At 41.1% G+C, this 19,804-nt stretch carries 18 protein-coding genes; 14 read left to right on the plus strand and 4 right to left on the minus strand.

The window, feature by feature from the left end:
• Nucleotides 1–35: 35 nt before the first annotated feature.
• Nucleotides 36–329, minus strand: a complete 294-nt coding sequence (locus M3234_RS05720; protein WP_262303782.1) for a hypothetical protein — start codon at nt 327–329, stop codon at nt 36–38.
• Nucleotides 330–701: 372 nt separating this feature from the next.
• Here M3234_RS05720 and M3234_RS05725 point away from each other — a divergent pair, with 372 nt between their 5' ends.
• From M3234_RS05725 to M3234_RS05735, 3 genes are all read left to right on the plus strand, one after another.
• Nucleotides 702–2,405, plus strand: coding sequence for a Na/Pi cotransporter family protein (locus tag M3234_RS05725; protein ID WP_262303783.1), 1,704 nt, complete (start codon nt 702–704; stop codon nt 2,403–2,405).
• Between the two features lie 350 nt (nt 2,406–2,755).
• Nucleotides 2,756–3,094, plus strand: a complete 339-nt coding sequence (locus M3234_RS05730) for a hypothetical protein (protein ID WP_262303784.1) — start codon at nt 2,756–2,758, stop codon at nt 3,092–3,094.
• Nucleotides 3,095–3,267: 173 nt separating this feature from the next.
• Complete coding sequence (locus M3234_RS05735; RefSeq protein WP_262303785.1) at nt 3,268–4,722, plus strand: glycoside hydrolase family 1 protein; 1,455 nt, start codon at nt 3,268–3,270, stop codon at nt 4,720–4,722.
• A 302-nt stretch (nt 4,723–5,024) separates the two neighbouring features.
• Here the strand turns inward: M3234_RS05735 and M3234_RS05740 are convergent, their stop codons facing one another.
• Both M3234_RS05740 and M3234_RS05745 read right to left on the minus strand, forming a co-directional pair.
• A complete protein-coding gene (locus M3234_RS05740) occupies nt 5,025–5,567 on the minus strand; it encodes a GNAT family N-acetyltransferase (protein ID WP_262303786.1) in 543 nt (180 codons plus the stop codon).
• A gap of 88 nt (nt 5,568–5,655) precedes the next feature.
• Nucleotides 5,656–6,426: a class I SAM-dependent methyltransferase gene (locus M3234_RS05745; protein ID WP_262303787.1), complete on the minus strand. Its 771-nt coding sequence runs from the start codon at nt 6,424–6,426 to the stop codon at nt 5,656–5,658.
• A gap of 135 nt (nt 6,427–6,561) precedes the next feature.
• Between M3234_RS05745 and M3234_RS05750 the strand changes: the two genes are divergently transcribed.
• A complete protein-coding gene (locus M3234_RS05750) occupies nt 6,562–7,065 on the plus strand; it encodes a hypothetical protein (RefSeq protein WP_262303788.1) in 504 nt (167 codons plus the stop codon).
• A gap of 108 nt (nt 7,066–7,173) precedes the next feature.
• Here the strand turns inward: M3234_RS05750 and M3234_RS05755 are convergent, their stop codons facing one another.
• Nucleotides 7,174–8,091, minus strand: a complete 918-nt coding sequence (locus tag M3234_RS05755; protein WP_262303789.1) for a LysR family transcriptional regulator — start codon at nt 8,089–8,091, stop codon at nt 7,174–7,176.
• A gap of 175 nt (nt 8,092–8,266) precedes the next feature.
• Here M3234_RS05755 and M3234_RS05760 point away from each other — a divergent pair, with 175 nt between their 5' ends.
• The 10 genes from M3234_RS05760 (at nt 8,267) to M3234_RS05805 (ending at nt 19,088) form a co-directional block, all read left to right on the plus strand.
• Nucleotides 8,267–8,713 (plus strand): PNPOx family protein, encoded by a 447-nt coding sequence (locus M3234_RS05760; RefSeq protein WP_262303790.1) that lies wholly within the window; start codon nt 8,267–8,269, stop codon nt 8,711–8,713.
• A 20-nt stretch (nt 8,714–8,733) separates the two neighbouring features.
• Nucleotides 8,734–9,954 (plus strand): acyl-CoA dehydrogenase family protein, encoded by a 1,221-nt coding sequence (locus tag M3234_RS05765; RefSeq protein WP_262303791.1) that lies wholly within the window; start codon nt 8,734–8,736, stop codon nt 9,952–9,954.
• Nucleotides 9,955–10,269: 315 nt separating this feature from the next.
• A complete protein-coding gene (locus M3234_RS05770) occupies nt 10,270–10,992 on the plus strand; it encodes a FadR/GntR family transcriptional regulator (protein WP_262303792.1) in 723 nt (240 codons plus the stop codon).
• Nucleotides 10,993–11,010: 18 nt separating this feature from the next.
• Nucleotides 11,011–11,988 (plus strand): fumarylacetoacetate hydrolase family protein, encoded by a 978-nt coding sequence (locus M3234_RS05775; protein ID WP_262303793.1) that lies wholly within the window; start codon nt 11,011–11,013, stop codon nt 11,986–11,988.
• A 147-nt stretch (nt 11,989–12,135) separates the two neighbouring features.
• Nucleotides 12,136–13,707 (plus strand): bifunctional 3-(3-hydroxy-phenyl)propionate/3-hydroxycinnamic acid hydroxylase MhpA, encoded by a 1,572-nt coding sequence (gene mhpA, locus M3234_RS05780; RefSeq protein WP_262303794.1) that lies wholly within the window; start codon nt 12,136–12,138, stop codon nt 13,705–13,707.
• Nucleotides 13,708–13,744: 37 nt separating this feature from the next.
• Nucleotides 13,745–14,629 (plus strand): VOC family protein, encoded by an 885-nt coding sequence (locus M3234_RS05785; protein ID WP_262303795.1) that lies wholly within the window; start codon nt 13,745–13,747, stop codon nt 14,627–14,629.
• A gap of 14 nt (nt 14,630–14,643) precedes the next feature.
• Nucleotides 14,644–14,934 carry an antibiotic biosynthesis monooxygenase family protein gene (locus M3234_RS05790; protein WP_262303796.1) on the plus strand — a complete coding sequence of 97 codons (291 nt, stop codon included), beginning with the start codon at nt 14,644–14,646 and terminating at the stop codon, nt 14,932–14,934.
• A 136-nt stretch (nt 14,935–15,070) separates the two neighbouring features.
• Nucleotides 15,071–16,249, plus strand: a complete 1,179-nt coding sequence (locus tag M3234_RS05795; protein ID WP_262303797.1) for an acetyl-CoA C-acetyltransferase — start codon at nt 15,071–15,073, stop codon at nt 16,247–16,249.
• Nucleotides 16,250–16,279: 30 nt separating this feature from the next.
• Nucleotides 16,280–17,062, plus strand: a complete 783-nt coding sequence (locus tag M3234_RS05800; RefSeq protein WP_262303798.1) for an enoyl-CoA hydratase/isomerase family protein — start codon at nt 16,280–16,282, stop codon at nt 17,060–17,062.
• A 28-nt stretch (nt 17,063–17,090) separates the two neighbouring features.
• Nucleotides 17,091–19,088, plus strand: a complete 1,998-nt coding sequence (locus M3234_RS05805; protein ID WP_285858280.1) for an acetoacetate--CoA ligase — start codon at nt 17,091–17,093, stop codon at nt 19,086–19,088.
• Nucleotides 19,089–19,804: the final 716 nt, after the last annotated feature.

Genomic DNA, 19,804 nt, shown 5'->3' on the forward strand with positions numbered 1-19,804 from the left:
CGCAATGGTTGTTTTTTTGTGGCCAGATTAAGATTCTAAACTGTTACACTAATGCTGCCATCCTCGGTAATCTCAACAGTTGAATAGCTTTTAAAAGTATCTGGATTTGTTATTTCATGCTTGACTGGGTGGCCAAAGCTTTCCATGTAATGTTGATAAACCTCAGGATTTTTAACAATATGGTAAAAATAAACCCGTTTTCCTTCGACCATATCACTAGTTCTCAATAAAAATCGATCCTGGTACAGGTTCTTAAACCATGCTCTCGCTTCTTCATGACTCTGAAATTTAGGCACGTCTTCCGAATTAGTTATTAAGTCGATGTCCAATGGTATTGCTCCTTTCACTTAAAAGACTTGGAAATAGTTCATTGGAAAAGTTAGAGGATTTACGAAATCAGACCCTTTTTTAAAAAGCCTGAACGTGTCTAGTATGTTTATTTTTCTGCTGAATATCCATTAAAAATATTCTAATGTAAATATAATTGCTTTTTTTAGTAAAAAGTGCAGTAAATTCCATATATTTGGGTTGTGTAACCAGTAATAGAAATATGTAGGGAAACGGGTAAAAGTCTAACAACACCGAATGTAAATTCTGTGTAAATTTAGTGTAAAGACTCTTTATAACTGCTTTACAGTAAATACATAATCGAATAATTTTGAAGTATGCATAATATGTCGACACGAGAAGGAGTGGAATTTTTGGAGTTTAACATTCAAGAAATGATTTTCACCTTTATCGGTGGTTTGGGAATATTCCTTTTTGGTATTAAATTCATGGGGGACGGCTTGCAAAAAGCTGCAGGGGATCGATTGAGAGAAATCCTGGACAAGTTTACCTCGAATCCGTTGAAGGGTGTCCTCGCTGGTATCTTTGTCACCGTCCTGATTCAATCAAGTTCAGGGACGACCGCACTGACAGTTGGCCTAGTGAGTGCCGGCTTTATGACGTTAAGACAAGCAATAGGTGTTATAATGGGGGCAAACATTGGGACAACTGTCACAGCCTTTATTATTGGAATAGAAATTGACGAGTATGCGCTGCCTATTATTGCAGTCGGGGCTGCGGCACTCTTTTTCTTTAAACATCAAAAAATTCAATCCTTAGGTCAAATCATCTTTGGATTTGGCGCGTTGTTCTACGGGCTCGACTTAATGAGTACAGGCATGAAACCATTACGTTCGTTAGAAGAGTTTCATGCCTTAACAGTCAGCATGAGTGACAATCCTTTCCTTGGCGTTATTGTAGGAACCATCTTTACTGTTGTCGTCCAAAGCTCAAGTGCAACCATTGGAATCCTACAAGAGTTATTTGCTCAAGGAGCGGTTGGCTTGAAGGCAGCTCTCCCGGTACTATTTGGCGATAATATCGGTACAACCATCACAGCAGTATTGGCTAGTATCGGGACTTCAATCGCGGCAAGACGCGCTGCCCTTGTCCATGTCATGTTCAATGTCATTGGAACAACTATTTTTATGATTTTCTTGTTGCCATATACAAAGTTAATAGGCTTCCTGCAGACATCCCTAAGTTTAAATCCTGAAATGACGATTGCTTTTTCACATGGGATGTTTAACGTAACAAATACGATTATTCAATTTCCATTTATAGCTGTATTGGCCTGGATTGTTACAAAAATTATCAGAGGAGAAGATACGTTCATTAACGTTAAACCACAACACTTAAATCCAATTTTTATCGAGCAGTCTCCGTCCCTTGCCTTAAGCCAGGCAAAAGAAGAGGTTTTGCGGATGGCGGAATTTTCTCATAAAGGATTACAGGAAGCAAGTGCTTATTTCCAGACGAAACAAAGGAAACACGCTGATCTTGCGGCCCAGTTGGAAGAAGCCATCAATAATTTTGATAAAAAAATTACCCATTACCTCGTGGAACTATCAGCGAAGCCATTGTCAGCGAATGACTCACAAATGCATTCCAACTTGTTAAATTCCATCCGTGATATTGAGCGAATAGGTGATCACGTAGAAAACATTGTAGAAGTAGTAGATTGGCAAATTGCCAATCGTGTGGAGCTGTCAGATGAAGCGAAGGCTGAATTAAACGAGATGATTTCATTAACTCTTTCAACCTTAACGGATGCGATTGGTTCCTTAAAGGACACGGATGCCGAATTATCCCATCAAGTATTTACAAAAGAGGCACAAATTGATGCGATGGAACGGCAAATTCGGAAAAAGCACATCCTGCGTTTGAATGAACGAATTTGCAGTGCGAATGCTGGGGCGGCCTTTGCGGATATCGTGACAAACCTTGAGCGGATTGGCGACCATTCTGCCAATATTGCTGGGGCTGTACTAGAGGAAGATCGTACCGCTCCACAACCTACACCTAGCAAGCTTAAGCATTTTGAACTGAATAATCAGATTCAAACAGAAGTTTTATAACCGAAAAAAAGGGATTCCCTTGGCTCAGGCCGATTGGGAATCCCTTTTTGTTTCATATATGTGACTAAGACATTGTAAATTAAAATAGACTATTTGTAAAAGCTTTAACCAAATCCCTTTTTATGGTACTATCAAAAATTCCTATGAAAAAAATGGTAAAAAAGGCGGCTGGGCTTTGAATTAATAAGCAGGCCTTAGCATAGCTTATGTTTTATGAGATCAAATCAAAAATGATTTGGTCTTATATTTTTGGGCTAAGTAATGTTCATTTGAATAGACATAAAATGGGGGTGTGTAAATTTAGTAAAATGTTGATGCAAATAGGCAGAGTATTTTTGGGGGTCGTTTTTTTGACAGCAGGTGTGAATGGATATTTTGTCATCTTTGGACTGGAACCTTTTATAGCCACTAGTCCGAAAGCAATGGCATTATTCGAATTTAAATATCTATTAATTTTTGAAAAATCCTTGGAAATCATATGCGGATTACTACTGATCATCAATCAATTTATTCCTCTAGCCATCGCCATTTTATTGCCTATTGTAGCCAATATTCTCATGCTCCATTTGTTCCTGGACCAATCATTGCTTCCTTTAGCGATCTTCCTCGTCTTAACTCACGGATATTTGTTGTTCTTTTACAGAAAAAACTTTATCAGTATATTTGATAGAAAACCAAATTCCCATTAATTACAAAGTTTTCGAAACACCGTGTTCCACCTTTGTAACAATTACCTTCCGTCGTGACATATAACTAGATTTGCCCTCCTTGTTTACTATTTCACAAAAAGAACTTAGTATTGGATTATGGAATATTTTTTGTGAAATGTGAAACGATTGAGGGTTACGAGGAGGTCATACATATGAAAAAATCAGCTTTCCCTGATGGATTTTTATGGGGCGGAGCCACTGCTGCGAACCAAGTAGAAGGCGGTTATAATGAAGGCGGTAAAGGATTGTCTATTTTTGACATGGTCACATTTGTACCAAAAGAAGAACGTGGCGTGGGTCACTCCATGGATGTTCATAGCGAACAGGAATTAGAAGAATTGCTGGCGGGAAAAAGAGGGGACAACTTCCCGAAACGCCGCGGCGTTGATTTTTACCACCGCTACAAGGAAGATATCGCGCTATTTGCAGAAATGGGCTTTAAAACATTCAGGTTGTCGATTTCCTGGCCTAGAATTTTTCCAAACGGTGACGACCTAGAGCCGAATGAAGAAGGGCTGGCTTTCTATGATAACGTGTTCGATGAGCTTTTAAAATATGGCATTGAGCCGTTGGTAACCTTGTCTCACTATGAAATGCCGCTTCATTTGGTGCGAAAGTATAATGGCTGGACAGACCGACGTTTAGTTGAATTCTTTGTCAATTATGCAGAGACAGTATTCAAGCGTTACAAGGACAAGGTAAAATACTGGTTAACCTTTAACGAAATTAACATTTCCACGTTCTCGCCTTATATCGGCAGCGGTATTCTGGTTGACCGCGTCGAGAATAAGGAACAAGCCGTTTACCAGGCACTTCACCATCAATTTGTTGCTAGTGCCAGAGCGGTAAAACTATGTCACGAAATCATTCCGGATGCCATGATTGGCTGCATGCTGGCCCGCATGGAAACGTATCCGGAAACGTGCAACCCAGATGATGTATTAAAAGCATTAGAGGACGACCAAAAGAACCTATTTTTCACAGACGTTCAAGTGCGCGGCTACTATCCAAGCTTTATGAAACGTTATTTTGAGGAAAACAATATCAAAATTGAAATGCTGCCAGGCGATGAAGAAATTCTGCTTCAGCATCCGGTCGATTTCTTATCGTTCAGCTACTACATGTCAATGGTGTCAAGCGCCAATCCGAATAAAGTTCAAGAAAAAGGCAATATCTTCAGTGTAATCAAAAATCCATATTTAAAAGCATCCGACTGGGGGTGGCAAATTGACCCGAAAGGCCTGCGGATAACATTGAAGAAATTGTATGACCGTTACCAAGTGCCATTATTTATCGTGGAAAATGGCTTGGGGGCTTATGACAAAGTCGAGGAAGACGGATCCATTATCGACGATTACCGCATCGACTACATGCGCGAGCATATAGAGCAAATGGGAGAGGCCATCAAGGATGGCGTAGACCTCATCGGCTACACCAGCTGGGGCTGCATCGACTTAATCAGTGCCAGTACTTCCGAAATGTCCAAGCGGTACGGCTTTATCTACGTAGACCAGGATGATTACGGTAACGGCACATTAGAGAGAAGAAAGAAAAAATCATTTGAGTGGTATAAGAAGGTTATCGAAACAAACGGAGCAGAGTTATAATGAAATAAGGAAGAATCCGAATAATGTAGAGTTATTTGGGTTCTTTTTTACGTTTTGTGACAGAATCCTAGTGATGCAAGAGCATTTAATATGATGAAGGAATCTTCAATATTTGATAAAGGGGCTTACCGATGACTAATAATTGATATTTACCCTGCCATGCTAAACCAAAGTGACTATTACAGTGAGGAAAAAGCAATCGAGATCATGGACTGTTGTGATAAAATATTAGATCTAATGAGAAGGTGTATCACTGAATAAACAGTAAAAACCGTCGTCACTGACGGTTTTTTGCATAGTTCCTAATTGCGCCAATCCTTCGCCAATAAGCTATATTCAACCAAATCCTCATAATGGTCATAGAGCCATTGGCCATCCCTTTTGATGCCATCTTTCACAAACCCTAATCTCTCTGGGATCGCCAAGCTTTTATGATTATTACCTGCACATTGAATTTCGACTCTATTGATTTTTAATGTACCAAATAGATAGTCTAATAAAGCTTTTACAGACCGGGTAATAATACCATGGCCTTGAGCATCTTCCGACAGAAAATAACCGATGCTTGTTGAACTATTTTTCCAATCAATATAGTGAAGTCCGATCATCCCAACAAGTTTCCCCTTGTATCGTATGCCCGCATCAAATCCATTGTTATCAGCATAATTTCTAATCCAAATAGGGATGATTGGCTCAAAATCCTCCGCAGATTTCCTTTTATCAACCCAAAGTAACCATTTCCTCAAATATTCACGGTTTGTATCTACTAGTCCAAACAACTCTTCCTTGTGATGCTGCTGGAATAATTCTATGACGATCTCTTCATCTACTTTAAAAGAAAACAAACATACTCCCCCTTTTATTTTCAAAATTATAGCATAAATTTGGGAAAATACTCCTGATCATAATTAGATAAGTATTATTTATAAAATCTTATTCTTTTACTCCGATTACACGGATCCTTTTATAATCAGTAACCCAATGACTATCTTTATATAAATCTTCTTTTAAGTTATTTTCCACGTTTGATATGATCGATTCTTTCCTATCGAGGGGGATCCCTTCAAATAGGCTCATTGCAAACATGTCGATCCAGTTTCTCAAGCCCTTTTCACCATCTAATTTCGTCGGCCTATCAAAGTGTTGCGCAAAGGTTACCCTAAAACCTGCTTCCTCCATCAAAGTTGAATACTCCGCAATGCTCGGATAAATCCACGGGAAATGTTCCTTATTGAATGCGATTCCTTCCTGACCTATTTGCTTTATGATTTCATCGGTAATCGTTTGTACGTTCCCTTTACCGCCAAATTCAGCCACAAACCTGCCGCCGTCTTTTAAACTCTTATAAATGCTGTTTAAGGCCTGCTCTGGTGGTTTTACCCAATGAAGTACAGCATTGGAGAACACGGCGTCAAATTCATTACAATAACCCAAGTCCGTCGCGTTTTTCACAGCAAAATGTATATGGGGGTACTTGCTTTTAGCCTGTACAACCATATTCTCGGAGTTGTCCACACCGATCACATCCACTTCGCAATCGGACAACTGCTTGGCCAAATCTCCAGTTCCGCAACCAAGGTCAAGAATTCGTTCCCCTTTTTTTGGAGCCAATAATTCTACTAAACTTTCCCCCAATGCAGAAACAAATGAATGTTTACTATCGTATAAAGCGGCATTCCAGCTGTCCTTATTACTTTTACTCAAAATGAACCTCCCCTTTCCTATTAACTTATTATCGCATAGTGAAGCTGATTATTTTAAACACCAAGATTCCTTTTTTTCATGATAAAATAGATTAATAGTCTGTATATATGGTATTAACTGCATGGGGGAACGGTTATGGCTAAAGTGAAATCAGTGAAATTCGATGGGGAGCTTATCCACGTGTTTAACAGTGCAATCTATGTTTTCGAGTCTGGCCAGGACCTTACTCTGCAGCTGGACATGATCGTCAGCGAGATAGTCGTTAAAAAGGTCCAACAGGTAGAGAACGTAATCGCTGAAATTGAGTTGGAAGATAGCCGGATGATTGATTCCATTATGCATGTAAAAATAATCCCCGGTGTGCTGCCGCAGCTTAGTTTATTTGTTGAATTGGATGATAGGCAGGATTACGACTTTCTTGATTTCGTTAATGAAAACGATGCATGGTTTCCAAATATAGAAGAGGGTATCACGATTGATGCAATTAGAAAAGTAGAAATGCCAGAAGAAGAAATCCGGATCAAGCTTAAGCTCCCGATTGACCAGGTGGAATGGCTGAAAGCGCAAAAGAAAACACGTTTGAATGAAATCCTGAAGGAAATGATCTATGAATATTGGAAGAAACATAACTCAAAATAATGCTGCACAAATCGTGCAGTTTTAAAAAAAAAAATTTAAAAAACACGATGAACATGTTGAAGATGAAGGAAGCTATTGATTTCTGAATTAAATTCAAAAAACCCTCTTCTAATGAGGGTTTTTTAGGTTCATTCTTTCAAATATCGAGGATAATTCAAGATGAAATTTGGGAATAACAGGATTATTATTTTCTTTTTTCCATGCAACAACTAGATCATATTGGATAGGGTCATTCATTATAGGTAAAAATTCCACTCCAAAGTTGTCATAATATAAATATACTAATTTTGGAATGATTGAGATACCATGATTTGCTTCCACAAGAGTCATAATATGTTCGAAGTTAGCCACTTCATTGATATTTATAGGTGTAAAACCAGCTGATTTGCATGTTAATAATGTATTCTCATACGCTGGAAAATCGATTTCTTTGTTTAATACGATAAATCTCGAATCCCTTAATTCAGATAAGTGAAGTGGCCCGTCTTTCTTAGTTAGTGGATGATCTTTACTACAAATAACAACATATGAGTCACCGTATAACCGATGATAGGTAATAGAATTTGTTTTTAAACTTTGTAATGAAGAAAAGGCTATATCTATTTCATCCTTTTCAAAAGCGTTTAACAAAGGGCTTAAATAATATTGCTTCGTTTCTAATAGAATTTCAGGATAATGATTTCGAAATTCGTTTAGAAGTTGTGGAAGAAACCTTTTTTCAGGAGGTCCCAAAAATCCAATTCGCAATGTTTTATTTTCAAAACATTCATGGGCCTTTCTTGTCTTGTCAATCGCCTCATCTATTTTGTTGATAATCTCTAATGCTTCCTTTAAAAGAACTCCCCCAGATTCCGTTAATTCTACACTCCGTTTGGTTCTATGAAAAAGTTTAACACCTAAATACTCCTCAAATATGGAAATTTGCTTACTTACTGAAGCCTGTGATACATAAAGTTCCTTCGACGCAGTTGTAAAATTCAAATGGTTCGCGACTGTAACAAAATAGCGTAGTTGCTGTATATTCATTTTTATCACTCCAATGTAATGCGGTTAATATAAGGGATCAATTATTAATAACAAAAGGTTATTACTGTCATTACATCTAAGTATTTCATATTTTTTGAATATTATTATATTATACGTTGTAAGCGCTGACAACAATGAAATACTATCTTAATCAAGCATACTAGGAGGTGATGAAATGACGGCTACGAAACAATTACTAGATGAAAAGCTGATTCAGTATTTGCAAGGTGAAAGAATTGTTACTCTTGTAACAATTGATAAAGAACAAAATGTGCCCATGACAAGTACCATTTCATGGTTAGTTGCTCAAAATGATTGTAAAACCATTAAATTTGCTGTTGGTCATAATGCCTCTTCTGTTCAAAATATTCAATACAATCCATTTGTTTTGTTGAACGTGGTAGGCCCTGATAGCACATATGAAATAAAAGGGAGGGGCGCTGTTTCTGAAATTTTTAAAGGGAGAATGAAATTTAGAGTTGTAACGGTTGAAGTAGAAACGGTTACAAATAATATGTTTTATGGCGGAGTAGTCACTGCAGTTGCTTCCTATAAAAAAACATATGATGCCAACTTGGCTGCACAAATCGATCAAGAAATATATGACAAAATAAAAAATTAATATAGAGGAGGAATTTATTTATGAATGAAAAAGGGTATCAAACCGTTTTAGTAGAAACGAGAGAAAATTTTACTACTCTGTTAGAAAATGCGAGAAGTTTAGTTCCGAACCTTAAAGCTAGGGTTCAAGAAGTGGATGAAATACGAAAGCTGCCTGAAGCAACAATTAATGAAATGACCGAGTTAGGATTATTTAATATTTTGACTCCTGAACGGTATGGTGGGAATCAATTAACATTCCGTGAATATATCGATGTTGTAAGAGAATTGGGTAAAGGCTGTGGTTCCACAGCATGGGTTGCAGCTTTATATAACGTTGCTAAATGGTTTGTAGCTGCTATTTTTACAGATGAAGTTCATCAAGAAGTGTTTAAAGATAACGGTGCTAGTAATATTTGTGGGGTTTTTGAACCAAGAAAATGTAAAGTAAAGAAAGTACCTGGCGGCTATTTAATTGAAGAAGGCTTATGGGGTTTTTGTTCAGGGTCGCAGCATTCTGATTACTTTTTCTTGGGATTTCCATTAATTGATGAAAATGGTGAAGGAAATGAACTGGGTGTTGCCTTAATTCCAAAAGAAAACGTCAAAATCCTTGATGATTGGCATACGATCAGCATGAGAGGAACTGGCAGTAATAGTGTGACAGTTTCCAATGTATTTGTACCAGAAAATTGGACAGCATCTATTTCCAAAGGGATTGTTGGAGAGTTCCCAGATAGTTTAGTAAGAGGGGAGGCATCTTATAATTCTGGATTTGTTCCTGTTGCAGCCCTCGTATTAACTGCTCCCGGATTAGGACTTGTATCAGCGGCATTAGACTATTTTGTAGAGAGATTGCCAAAGCGTCGGATACAATATACTTGGTATAACAATCAAGCGGATGCACCTGTCACACATCTTCAGTTGGCTGAAGCAGTGATGAAGTCTGAGACGGCTCATCTCCATGTTTATCGTGCCGCAAATGAAATTGACCGATGGGCAAAGGAAGGAAAATATATGGATTTTGAAGCACGGGCAAAAGTTAGAGCTGATTGTAGTTATGCTACGCGTTTGACAATGGAGGCAATTGAAATTTTAATGTCTGCAGGTGGTGGTAGTGCGATTGCGGAGAACAATCCATTATCTAGGATCATGAAAGATGGTAAAACACCGCCACAACACGGTTTATTAACACCAACAACAGGGCTTGAATTGTATGGTAGGGTTTTAAGTGAGAGAGAACCTAATACTGTATTAATTTAATAATATAATTAAACCTGTACCTATTGTGCAGGTTTTTGTTGCAAAAAACTTTGGGAAAAATATTGTTTTTTTAAAATCTCAGAAATTTTAAAATACATATTGACATGAAAATAAATAATATTTATTATAAAAATCAGATAAATAATATTTATTCCGTTTCAAAAAGGATGGTGTTCATCATGTTTTAATCAATTCCGATAAATTGAAAACGGTTACTCTCTAAAAAATTGCCTCTAAATCTACAATCCTGCGGAATATCATGTATTCTATTGGTAAGTTTAGAATGCGGCGGTAATGGCAGGAGGATATAGTTTTATGAAAAATATAAGTGATCAGTTGGTTCATGAACTAGGAAGAAAAATAGTAACTGGAGAGTTTGCACAGGGGGGAATTCTTCCGAAAGTAGAGGACCTAAGCAAAACATATGAGGTAAGCCGGACGGTCGTTCGCGAGGCTTACAGGGGATTATCGACACTTGGACTTGTCCGGTCCAATCAAAGGGCTGGGACAGTGGTACTGCCGCGTTCCGAATGGCAATGGTGGAACCTGGATGTCTTAACATGGGTGCTGGAAGATGAAAACAATACCGACTTCTTGCTTCATCTCACAGAAATAAGACTCGGATTAGAACCGACAGCTGCAGCTTTGGCAGCCAGTAGGGCAACCGAAGATGAGCTGCTTAAAATAAAAGGTGCCTTTGAACGGCTCGAGCAATCCATCGGGGATGAAAAGGCCTGGGCAGTTGCAGACTCTGATTTCCATGAAAGCATCTTGCAGGCTTCCCATAACGATTTGATGATCAATACGGTTAAAACACTTCGTAAAGCGTTACTCGTTAGCCGTGAAAAAACACTAGAAGCGGCGAAAAATGAGCCTGAATCGCCTTTTGACACGCCAACACAAGAGGTTTTAGAGAGGCATCGTTCCATATTTGATGCTATCATGGCACGAAATGAAATTTTAGCTCACCATAAAATGTCGGAATTGATCTTGCGTGTAAAAAATATTTTGGAAAAAATATATGGTTACCAAGGTTAAAAAAGGAGGAGAAAACATATGGGTTTACAGATTGTCAGATTTGAAAATGAGGGAAAAGAGCAGTGGGGAGTAGTAACGGAAAAACAAATTCTAGTACTAGAGGATTCCTATAGCTCTTTAGCCGATTTTTTAAAAAATGGGGCAGAAGAAGCGAGAAAAGTAAAAGAAAGTGGAGCCGGCAAATCCGTCGCACTGGATGAGGTGACATTGCTTAGCCCAGTCACCAAACCGGCAAGAATTGTCTGTCAGGGGGCAAATTATTCTTCGCATCGGGCAGAAGCTGGACTTGAAGCGGCCCGCCCTCCATTTAACCTGATCTTCAGCAAGGCAGATAGTTCTCTTTGTGGCGCCTATACCGAGATTGTCCGCCCTGCTAACGTGCAGCTATTGGACTATGAAATTGAATTAGGATTGGTCATTGGAACAGAAATAGACAATGCTGTGCAAGTGACGGATGAAACTTTGCATCAATACGTTGCTGGGCTCGTGATTTTTAATGATGTATCCGCCCGAGATGTGCAGCTGACAGAAGGCCAGTGGTTGAAAGGAAAAAGCTACCGGACATTCGGACCTACTGGACCATTCCTCTACCTGCTGGACAAGGAAGAAATCGCGCTAATCCATGACCTTGAAGTAAAATGCTGGGTCAATGATGAATTGCGTCAATCAGCGAATACCAATCAGCTGCTATTCAAACCTGCCGAAACCATTTCAGAGTTGTCAGAGATTATGGACCTATCAGCTGGGGATTTAATCGTAACTGGTACTACAGGCGGTGTTGCGCTAAATCTTACCCCGGACGTTCTCGGCCAAGTCTCCGGGATGGGAACTCCTTACCAGAAAAAAATGGAAGTGCTTGTTGAAAGTCAAATCAACAATGGCAAATACTTAAAAGATGGCGATGTTGTTCGCTGCCAGATCAAAAGCGCAGATGGAACCATTGACCTTGGTGAGCAAGTTAACAAGGTCGTTCCTAGTAAAGTAGCTATTTCTTAAAACTCTAGCTGGGATTTAATTTAGTTTAAATCCCGGCTCCTTCAAATCATTTTACCCATCATAGAGAAAAGATTCTTATACTTCTTTAACAAATATGTATCCGCTTACAACCTAAAACTACTAAAAAATAACGAAGGGGAATGATTGATGAAAAACGAAAATTTTGATGTGGCGATTGTTGGTTATGGTCCGGTATCAAAGCTATTGGCAGCCTTACTCGGTCAAAAAGGCTGGAAGGTTGGTGTTTATGAGCGGTTCCAGAAAGCGTATCCACTCCCGCGTGCAGTCCATTTTGATGATGAAACCGCCCGCATTTTGCAATCCGTGATTCCTGCAAGCGAAATTGAGAGAATCATCGACGTTGCGGAAGATCTCTATACATGGTGTAATGCCGAAAGAAAAATTCTGTTAGAAATAGACTTTTCCATGTTTGGTGTTTCTGGTTGGCCAGGGCATATGTTCTTTAATCAACCTGAGCTTGAAGAAGTATTGGATCGCGCCTGCCAAGAGCAGCCTACCGTTAGCGTCAATTTTGGCAAAGAGGCTATTGGATTGACCGAATTTGACGATCACGTGGAACTAGTTGTAAAGGATCTGCAGGGGGAAGTAAGCAAAATTCATGCCAAATATGTGGTAGGCGCTGATGGAGCCAACAGTTTTGTGCGAAAAAATATGGACCATACGATCACGGATCTCGGATTTGTCGCGGATTGGCTTGTGGTGGATATCATTCCTCAAACAGAAAGGGAATGGAAACCTATGAATCTGCAAGTCTGCGACCCGGCGCGCCCGACAACGGTCGTTTCAGGCGGGCCTGGCAGAAGACGCTGGGAATTCATGGCCCTTCCAGGGGAGACGAAGGAAGAGCTGAACAAGGAAAAAGTGGCGTGGGAATTACTCAAGCCATGGGATATTACCCCAGAAAACTCTATTTTGGAACGTCATGCCATCTATACCTTTAAAGCCTTATCGGTCGATGAATGGCGTAAAGGAAGATTGATATTAGCTGGAGACTCTGCCCATTTAACGCCGCCATTCGCAGGCCAAGGAATGTGCGCAGGCCTGCGTGATTCCAAGAATTTAGCCTGGAAGCTCGATTTAATCCTATCAGGAAAAGCAGACGACAGCATCCTCGATACGTATACGAAGGAACGGAATCCACATAACCGCGAGGTGGTCGAATCTGCCTTGTTTTTAGGGAAAGTCATTTGCATAACGGATCCGGAAGCCGCCGCTCAGCGTGATGAAATGTTCTTTACAGGTCAAGTGCCGCCATTTCCGGAATTTCCGTATTTGACCGACGGCCTTCTTGATCAACAAAGCAGCAAATATGCTGGAAAACTATCTTTCCAAAGCACGGTCAGTTATCAAGGCCAGACAGGACTATTCGATGATCTTGTCGGGAACGGCTGGATCATTATGAGCCCAGTGGATGATCCAAAAAATGTCCTGACGGAAGAACAGCTGGCTTTTCTAGAGAGCATCAGTGCAAAATGCGTCAAGATTTCAGAACCTTCAGATATCACATCTGAAAATCGGGTAGTGGATGTCGATGGAAAATACCATCAATATTTTAACGACACTGGTTTGAAGGCTGTTGTAGCCCGTCCCGACTTTTACCTCTTCGGTGCAGTAGACAATTTATCGGATTTGCCGTCACTTGTTGATAATTTAATGAAACAATTAGGTCAATATATGAACTCCATTACGGTGGGCTAAAACTATTTTTTAATCAAAACATTAGGAGGAATTTACTATGTCAAATGTAAAAGTATTTCGTTTAGCGTATGCCGATTTTTATGCAAAAAATCCGGTTGAGATGGTCGACTATTATACAAACACAATGGGGTACCGGATTACGGAGGAAAAGGATGGCGTTACTTATCTAAGCAACGGCTTTGACCATCACAATGTCGTCATCACACCTGCTGATGAAAAAGCAATCCGCCGCTATGGATACCAATTGGATGGAAAATTAACCTTAGAAGAGGTACAAGCACAGCTACAATCAAAAGGAATTGCTTGCAGTTTAAAAATAGATGCCAAACCGGGTGTCGCTAGATTACTAGAATTACAAGATCCGGCAGGAAATGTTCTTGAATTATTTACGGAAATGGAGCAAACAGCGGTTGGCTTCGGCACTGCCGGCATTGTTCCAATCAAATTGGGGCATATCGCCTTCTTGGCCAAGAATTTCAATGAGACGATAGAATTCTATAGTAATGCATTAGGTTTTAATTTTACCGACCAAATTGGCGAGGAATTTGCAAACTTCCTAACCTGTAATACTGACCACCATGTCATCAATATTGTGGCTTCTGACGAGACAAGGCTGCACCACATTGCCTACCAGCTTAAGGATGCCAGCCATCAATACTCTAGTTCGGATGTATTGGCGAAAAACGGGCGGTCTGTCATCTGGGGCCCTTCCCGCCATACTGCAGGCCATAATATCGCAACCTATCATTATGATCCAGATGGAAATGTAGTGGAATTGTATATCGATATGGATGTCCTGGTTCCAGAACTCGGAATTTTCGAACCTCGCCCATGGCATGAGGTACTGCCGATGAAACCTAGAGTTTGGGAATCACTCAGTGCGTGGGGCACAGAATTTGAATTCGATTTGGCCAAAGTATAAGGAGACCGGAATCAATGGTGCAAGAAACCTTTTTCCTTGAAGTGAAACCAGGAACCCAACAGGAGTTTGAGCATGCTTTTAAAAAAGCAGCGGTGCTGATGACAACTGCCAAGGGCTTCTTGGGATCTGAGCTGCAACGGTGCGTGGAACAAGAGAATAAATACCTAGTCTGTGTTCATTGGGAAACAGTTGAGGATCATGTGATTGGATTTAAAAATTCCCCAGCGTTTCAAAAAATGAAGGCTTTAATCGGTCCTTTCTATTTGCACATCCCGCAAGCGGAGCATTATAGACGAATTGTTTAATAGAAAATGTGATAAGCCGTGGAAAGATGAAATAGGATAGAAGAATGGGACTATGGGGTCGTAGGCTATGGACTTTCCGTCCCTCTTCTTTTTTCTATACTAAATAATTACATAAAAATGAACGGAGGAGCAGCAGATGAACACTTATTTGATAGAAGGAGCGAGAACCCCGTTTGGCACGTATGGCGGTTCTTTGAAGGATGTAAGCGACTTGGACTTGGGGGTCGTAGCGACAAAGGAGGCAATTGAAAGAAGCGGGATTCCGGCCTCTGATATCGATGAAATTATCTTTGGCAATGTGATTGGGACAGGGAGCCATTCCCCCTATTTGGCCAGACATATTGGCTTGAAAAGCGGCATGACCGTGTCATCAGCAGCGCTCACGCTCAATCGGTTATGCGGCTCGGGCCTCCAGTCGATTGTAACAGGGGCACAAGCCATTGCTTTAGGGGAAGCCAGAGTGGTAGCGGCTGGGGGAAGTGAAAGCATGAGTAGTGCACCTCAAATTTTAAAGGGAACGCGCTTTGGTTCTCCAAACAAGGCACCTGAAGTGGTTGATATGCTGTGGGGAACCTTGATCGACCAATATGTTGGCTGCGGAATGGGCATGACGGCAGAAAATTTGGCCGAAAAATATCACATCTCTCGCGAAGAACAGGATGCATTTTCGGTACTATCCCAGGAAAAGGCCGGAAAGGCAAGAGATGGCGGCCGTTTTGGGGATGAAATCGTTCCGGTCATCCTCAAGGATCGGAAGGGAAAAGAAATCGTAATCAACGTGGACGAGCATATAAGAGATGGTGTCAGTGTGGAGGGCTTAGCCAGATTAAAACCTGCTTTTAAAAAGGATGGTTCTGTCACACCGGGAAACGCCAGCGGCATCAATGATGGAGCAGCGGCCGTCATCCTGGCATCAGAGGACTATGTACAGGAACATCAATTAAAGCCGTTAGCTAAAGTCGTTTCATGGGCCGTAGCAGGAGTAGATCCGAAAATAATGGGCATCGGGCCTGTTCCTGCGAGTAAAAAAGCTTTGGAAAAAGCTGGGTTAACCCTTTCTGATATTGACTTGGTCGAACTGAATGAGGCATTTGCCGCTCAATCGCTGGCAGTCATTAAAGAGTTGGGTGTCGATAAGGAAAAAGTAAATGTAAACGGCGGGGCGATCGCGTTGGGGCATCCTCTTGGTGCGAGCGGTGCGAGAATCACCTATTCTCTTGCACTTGAACTAAGGAAGCGGAACTTGAGATATGGTTTAGCCACCCTTTGTATCGGCGGCGGCCAAGGAATTGCCATGATCATTGAATCTGTCTAGTCATCACAAATTCGATTAGGAGGAATAACAATGGGAAATAACCATGTTACGTTATCAATTGAAAATAATGTTGCGATTGTCACATTAAACCGTCCCGAAGCGGGGAATGCGCTTGACTTACAAATGGCCAAGGAATTGATGGAAGCAGCCATTTTTTGCTCCGAAAGTGAAAAAGTAAGAGCGGTAGTCATTACCGGAGCAGGAAACAAGTTTTCCGTCGGGGGCGATTTAAAAAGCTTTGCAGCGCATGGGGAGGATATGAGCGCGCATCTGAAACAGGTGACCGCATACCTGCATCAAGCTATTTCGTTTTTTGCCAGGATGAACAAACCTTTCATTGGAGCCGTTAATGGTGTTGCCGCTGGCGCTGGGATGAGCCTGGCGTGTGCCTGTGATTTGGTATACGCAACAGATAAGGCCAAGTTTGTCATGGCCTATAATCGTATCGGATTAACCCCGGATGGCTCGGGTAGTTACTTTTTGCCGCGCCTTGTCGGAATGAGACGGGCTTTAGAGCTCATGTACACCAATCGCGTGTTGACTGCAGAAGAGGCGTATGACTGGGGAATCGTCAATCAGGTTGTGACAGATGACAAATTAATGGAAACAGTTATTGGATTGGCTGAAACATTGGCAAAGGGACCAATGAATGCCTATGGAGAAACGAAGAAGCTTTTTCTTCATTCGTTGCAGGAAACACTGGAGTCGCAAATGGGCAAGGAGTCGATGCTGCTTGCTGAGCGAGCGAGCAGTCAAGAAGGAAAAGAAGGAATCGCTGCATTCCTTGAGAAGCGCGAAGCCAAGTTTTTCTAAGGAAATTAAATATCTGGAGGGGATATGGTTGAAGACAGAAAAGCTGCAAGAGAAATTGCTCTGGGAGCCCTCACAGGAAATGCAAAATCAGTCCAATATCAAAAGATTTATGGCTTGGCTGGAAGAAAATCGAGGGCTGAAATTTGACCAATACGAACAATTATGGGAATGGTCGGTCACAGAAGTGGAAAACTTTTGGGCCGCCATCTGGGATTTTTTCGAAATCAAAGCCGATAGACCATACGATGAAGTGCTGTCCGGCAGCAAAATGCCGGACGTTCAATGGTTCCCGGGGGCCGTGCTGAACTATGCTGAACACATATTCAGAAATGAGGAACCGGGTAAAACCGCCGTCATCCACCAGTCCGAACTACGGGAACAACAGGAGCTGACGTGGGATGAATTGAAAAAGAATACGGCCGCCATCGCTCAATACCTAAAGTCGATTGGAGTAAAGCGCGGGGACCGGGTAGTAGCGTATGCTCCTAATATTCCGGAAACACTAACCGCCTTTTTGGCTTGTGCCAGCATGGGCGCTGTTTGGTCGAGCTGTGCACCGGAATTTGGAATCAAAAGTGTCATTGACCGGTTTAAGCAAATCGAACCAACCGTCATGATCGCAGTCGATGGCTATCAATATGGCGGGAAGAAATATGACCGGCTTGAACTAGTTAAAAATTTACAAGCAGAGCTGCCATCCTTAAAGAGCACTGTTCTTGTTCCCTATTTGGGAGAGCAGTCCGTGATGTCTGAACTGCCAAATACAGTTGGTTGGGATAATATTTTAGCAGAATACGAGGATGCACCTCTCACTTTTGAACCTGTCCCTTTCCAACATCCACTTTGGATCTTGTATTCATCGGGAACAACCGGAAAGCCGAAAGGAATTGTTCAAAGTCAAGGAGGAATCCTGCTGGAGCATCTGAAATTTCTCAGTCTGCAAGGGGATTTGAAAAAAGGTGATCGATTTTTTTGGTACACGACAACGGGCTGGATGATGTGGAATATTACCGTCAGCGGACTGCTGACCGGAGCTGCGGTTGTGATGTATGACGGCAATCCAGCCTATCCTAATCATGATACCTTGTGGAAGCTGGCGGAATCCACGAAAATGACAACTTTTGGTACGAGTGCGAGTTTCTTAATGGCCAGCATGAAGGCTGGTGTAAAACCGAAGGAACAGTTCGATCTGTCTCACTTAAGAAGTATCGGCTCCACAGGCTCTCCATTGCCTGAAAGTGGATTCCAATGGGTTTATGAGGACGTTAAAGAAGATGTATGGCTTTATTCGACCAGCGGGGGAACGGATATTTGTTCTGGGTTTGTCGGCGGCAGCCCGACATTGCCTGTCCATTCCGGTGAAATCCAAGCCCGGTCATTGGGAGCCGCTGTGAAGGCATTTAATGATGGTGGTCAAGAGGTACTGGATGAAATCGGGGAACTTGTGATTACAGAACCAATGCCATCCATGCCGATTTATTTTTGGAATGATGAGGATGGGCTCAGATATCGCGACAGCTATTTTAACGTTTACCCTGATGTCTGGCGCCATGGAGACTTTATCGAAGTTACCTCGAGAGGGTCAGCTGTGATTTATGGCCGTTCCGATGCAACGATTAATCGCGGGGGCATCCGCATGGGAACGAGTGAAATATACGGTGCCCTGGAAATCATCCCGGAAGTGGTGGATAGTTTAATTGTTGACATTCCCATCAGTCCCGAGGAGTCCTACATGCCGTTATTTATTGTACTGAGGGATGGAGCAGAACTTTCAGCCGATTTAGTGACGCGCATTAACCAAACTATACGTATAAACTGTTCTCCAAGGCACGTGCCTAATAATATTTATTGCGTGAAGGATCTGCCGAAAACATTAAATGGCAAGAAACTGGAAGTTCCAGTTAAGAAAATTCTAATGGGCATTCCAACTGAACAGGCTGTTAATGAAGGTTCCCTTTTAAATCCGGAAACGCTCCAATACTTTGTCGAGTTTAGAACCAAGTTGGTTTCGGGTATCAAGATTTGATGTATTCCAACGCGTGGTATGACAGCTTCTCATGATGCATTGGAAGAGAAGTATGGAGGGAAATGTTTTTGATTTGTATTTATTTGGATAATCAAAGACAGAATCCCTCCGGAAAAAGGCGAAAATGTCTTTGATCAGGTTTCTCAAAGACAAAATGAGTTAGGAAAGGGTCGAAACTGTCTTTGATTTGTAATTATCTGGATAATCAAAGACAAAATCCCTCCGGAAAGCGGTTAAAATGTCTTTGATGAGTCTTCTCAAAGACAAAATGCGTTAGGGAAGGGTCGAAATTGTCTTTGATTTGTAATTATCTGGATAATCAAAGACAAAATCCCCCTGGAAAGGGGTTAAAATGTCTTTGATGAGTCTTCTCAAAGACAAAATGTGTTAGGGAAGGGTCGAAACTGTCTTTGATTTGTAATTATCTGGATAATCAAAGACAAAATCCCCCTGGAAAGGGGTTAAAATGTCTTTGATGAGTCTTCTCAAAGACAAAATGCGTTAGGGAAGGGTCGAAACTGTCTTTGATTTGTAATTATCTGGATAATTAAAGACAAAATCCCCCTGAAAAGCGGTTAAAATGTCTTTGATGAGTCTTCTCAAAGACAAAATGAGTTAGGAAAGGGTCGAAACTGTCTTTGATTTGTAATTTCTGGATAATCAAAGACAAAATCCCCCTGGAAAGGGGTTAAAATGTCTTTGATGAGTCTTCTCAA

It is taken from the genome of Neobacillus niacini, assembly GCF_023715785.1.
Lineage (GTDB): Bacteria > Bacillota > Bacilli > Bacillales > Cytobacillaceae > Neobacillus > Neobacillus niacini_E.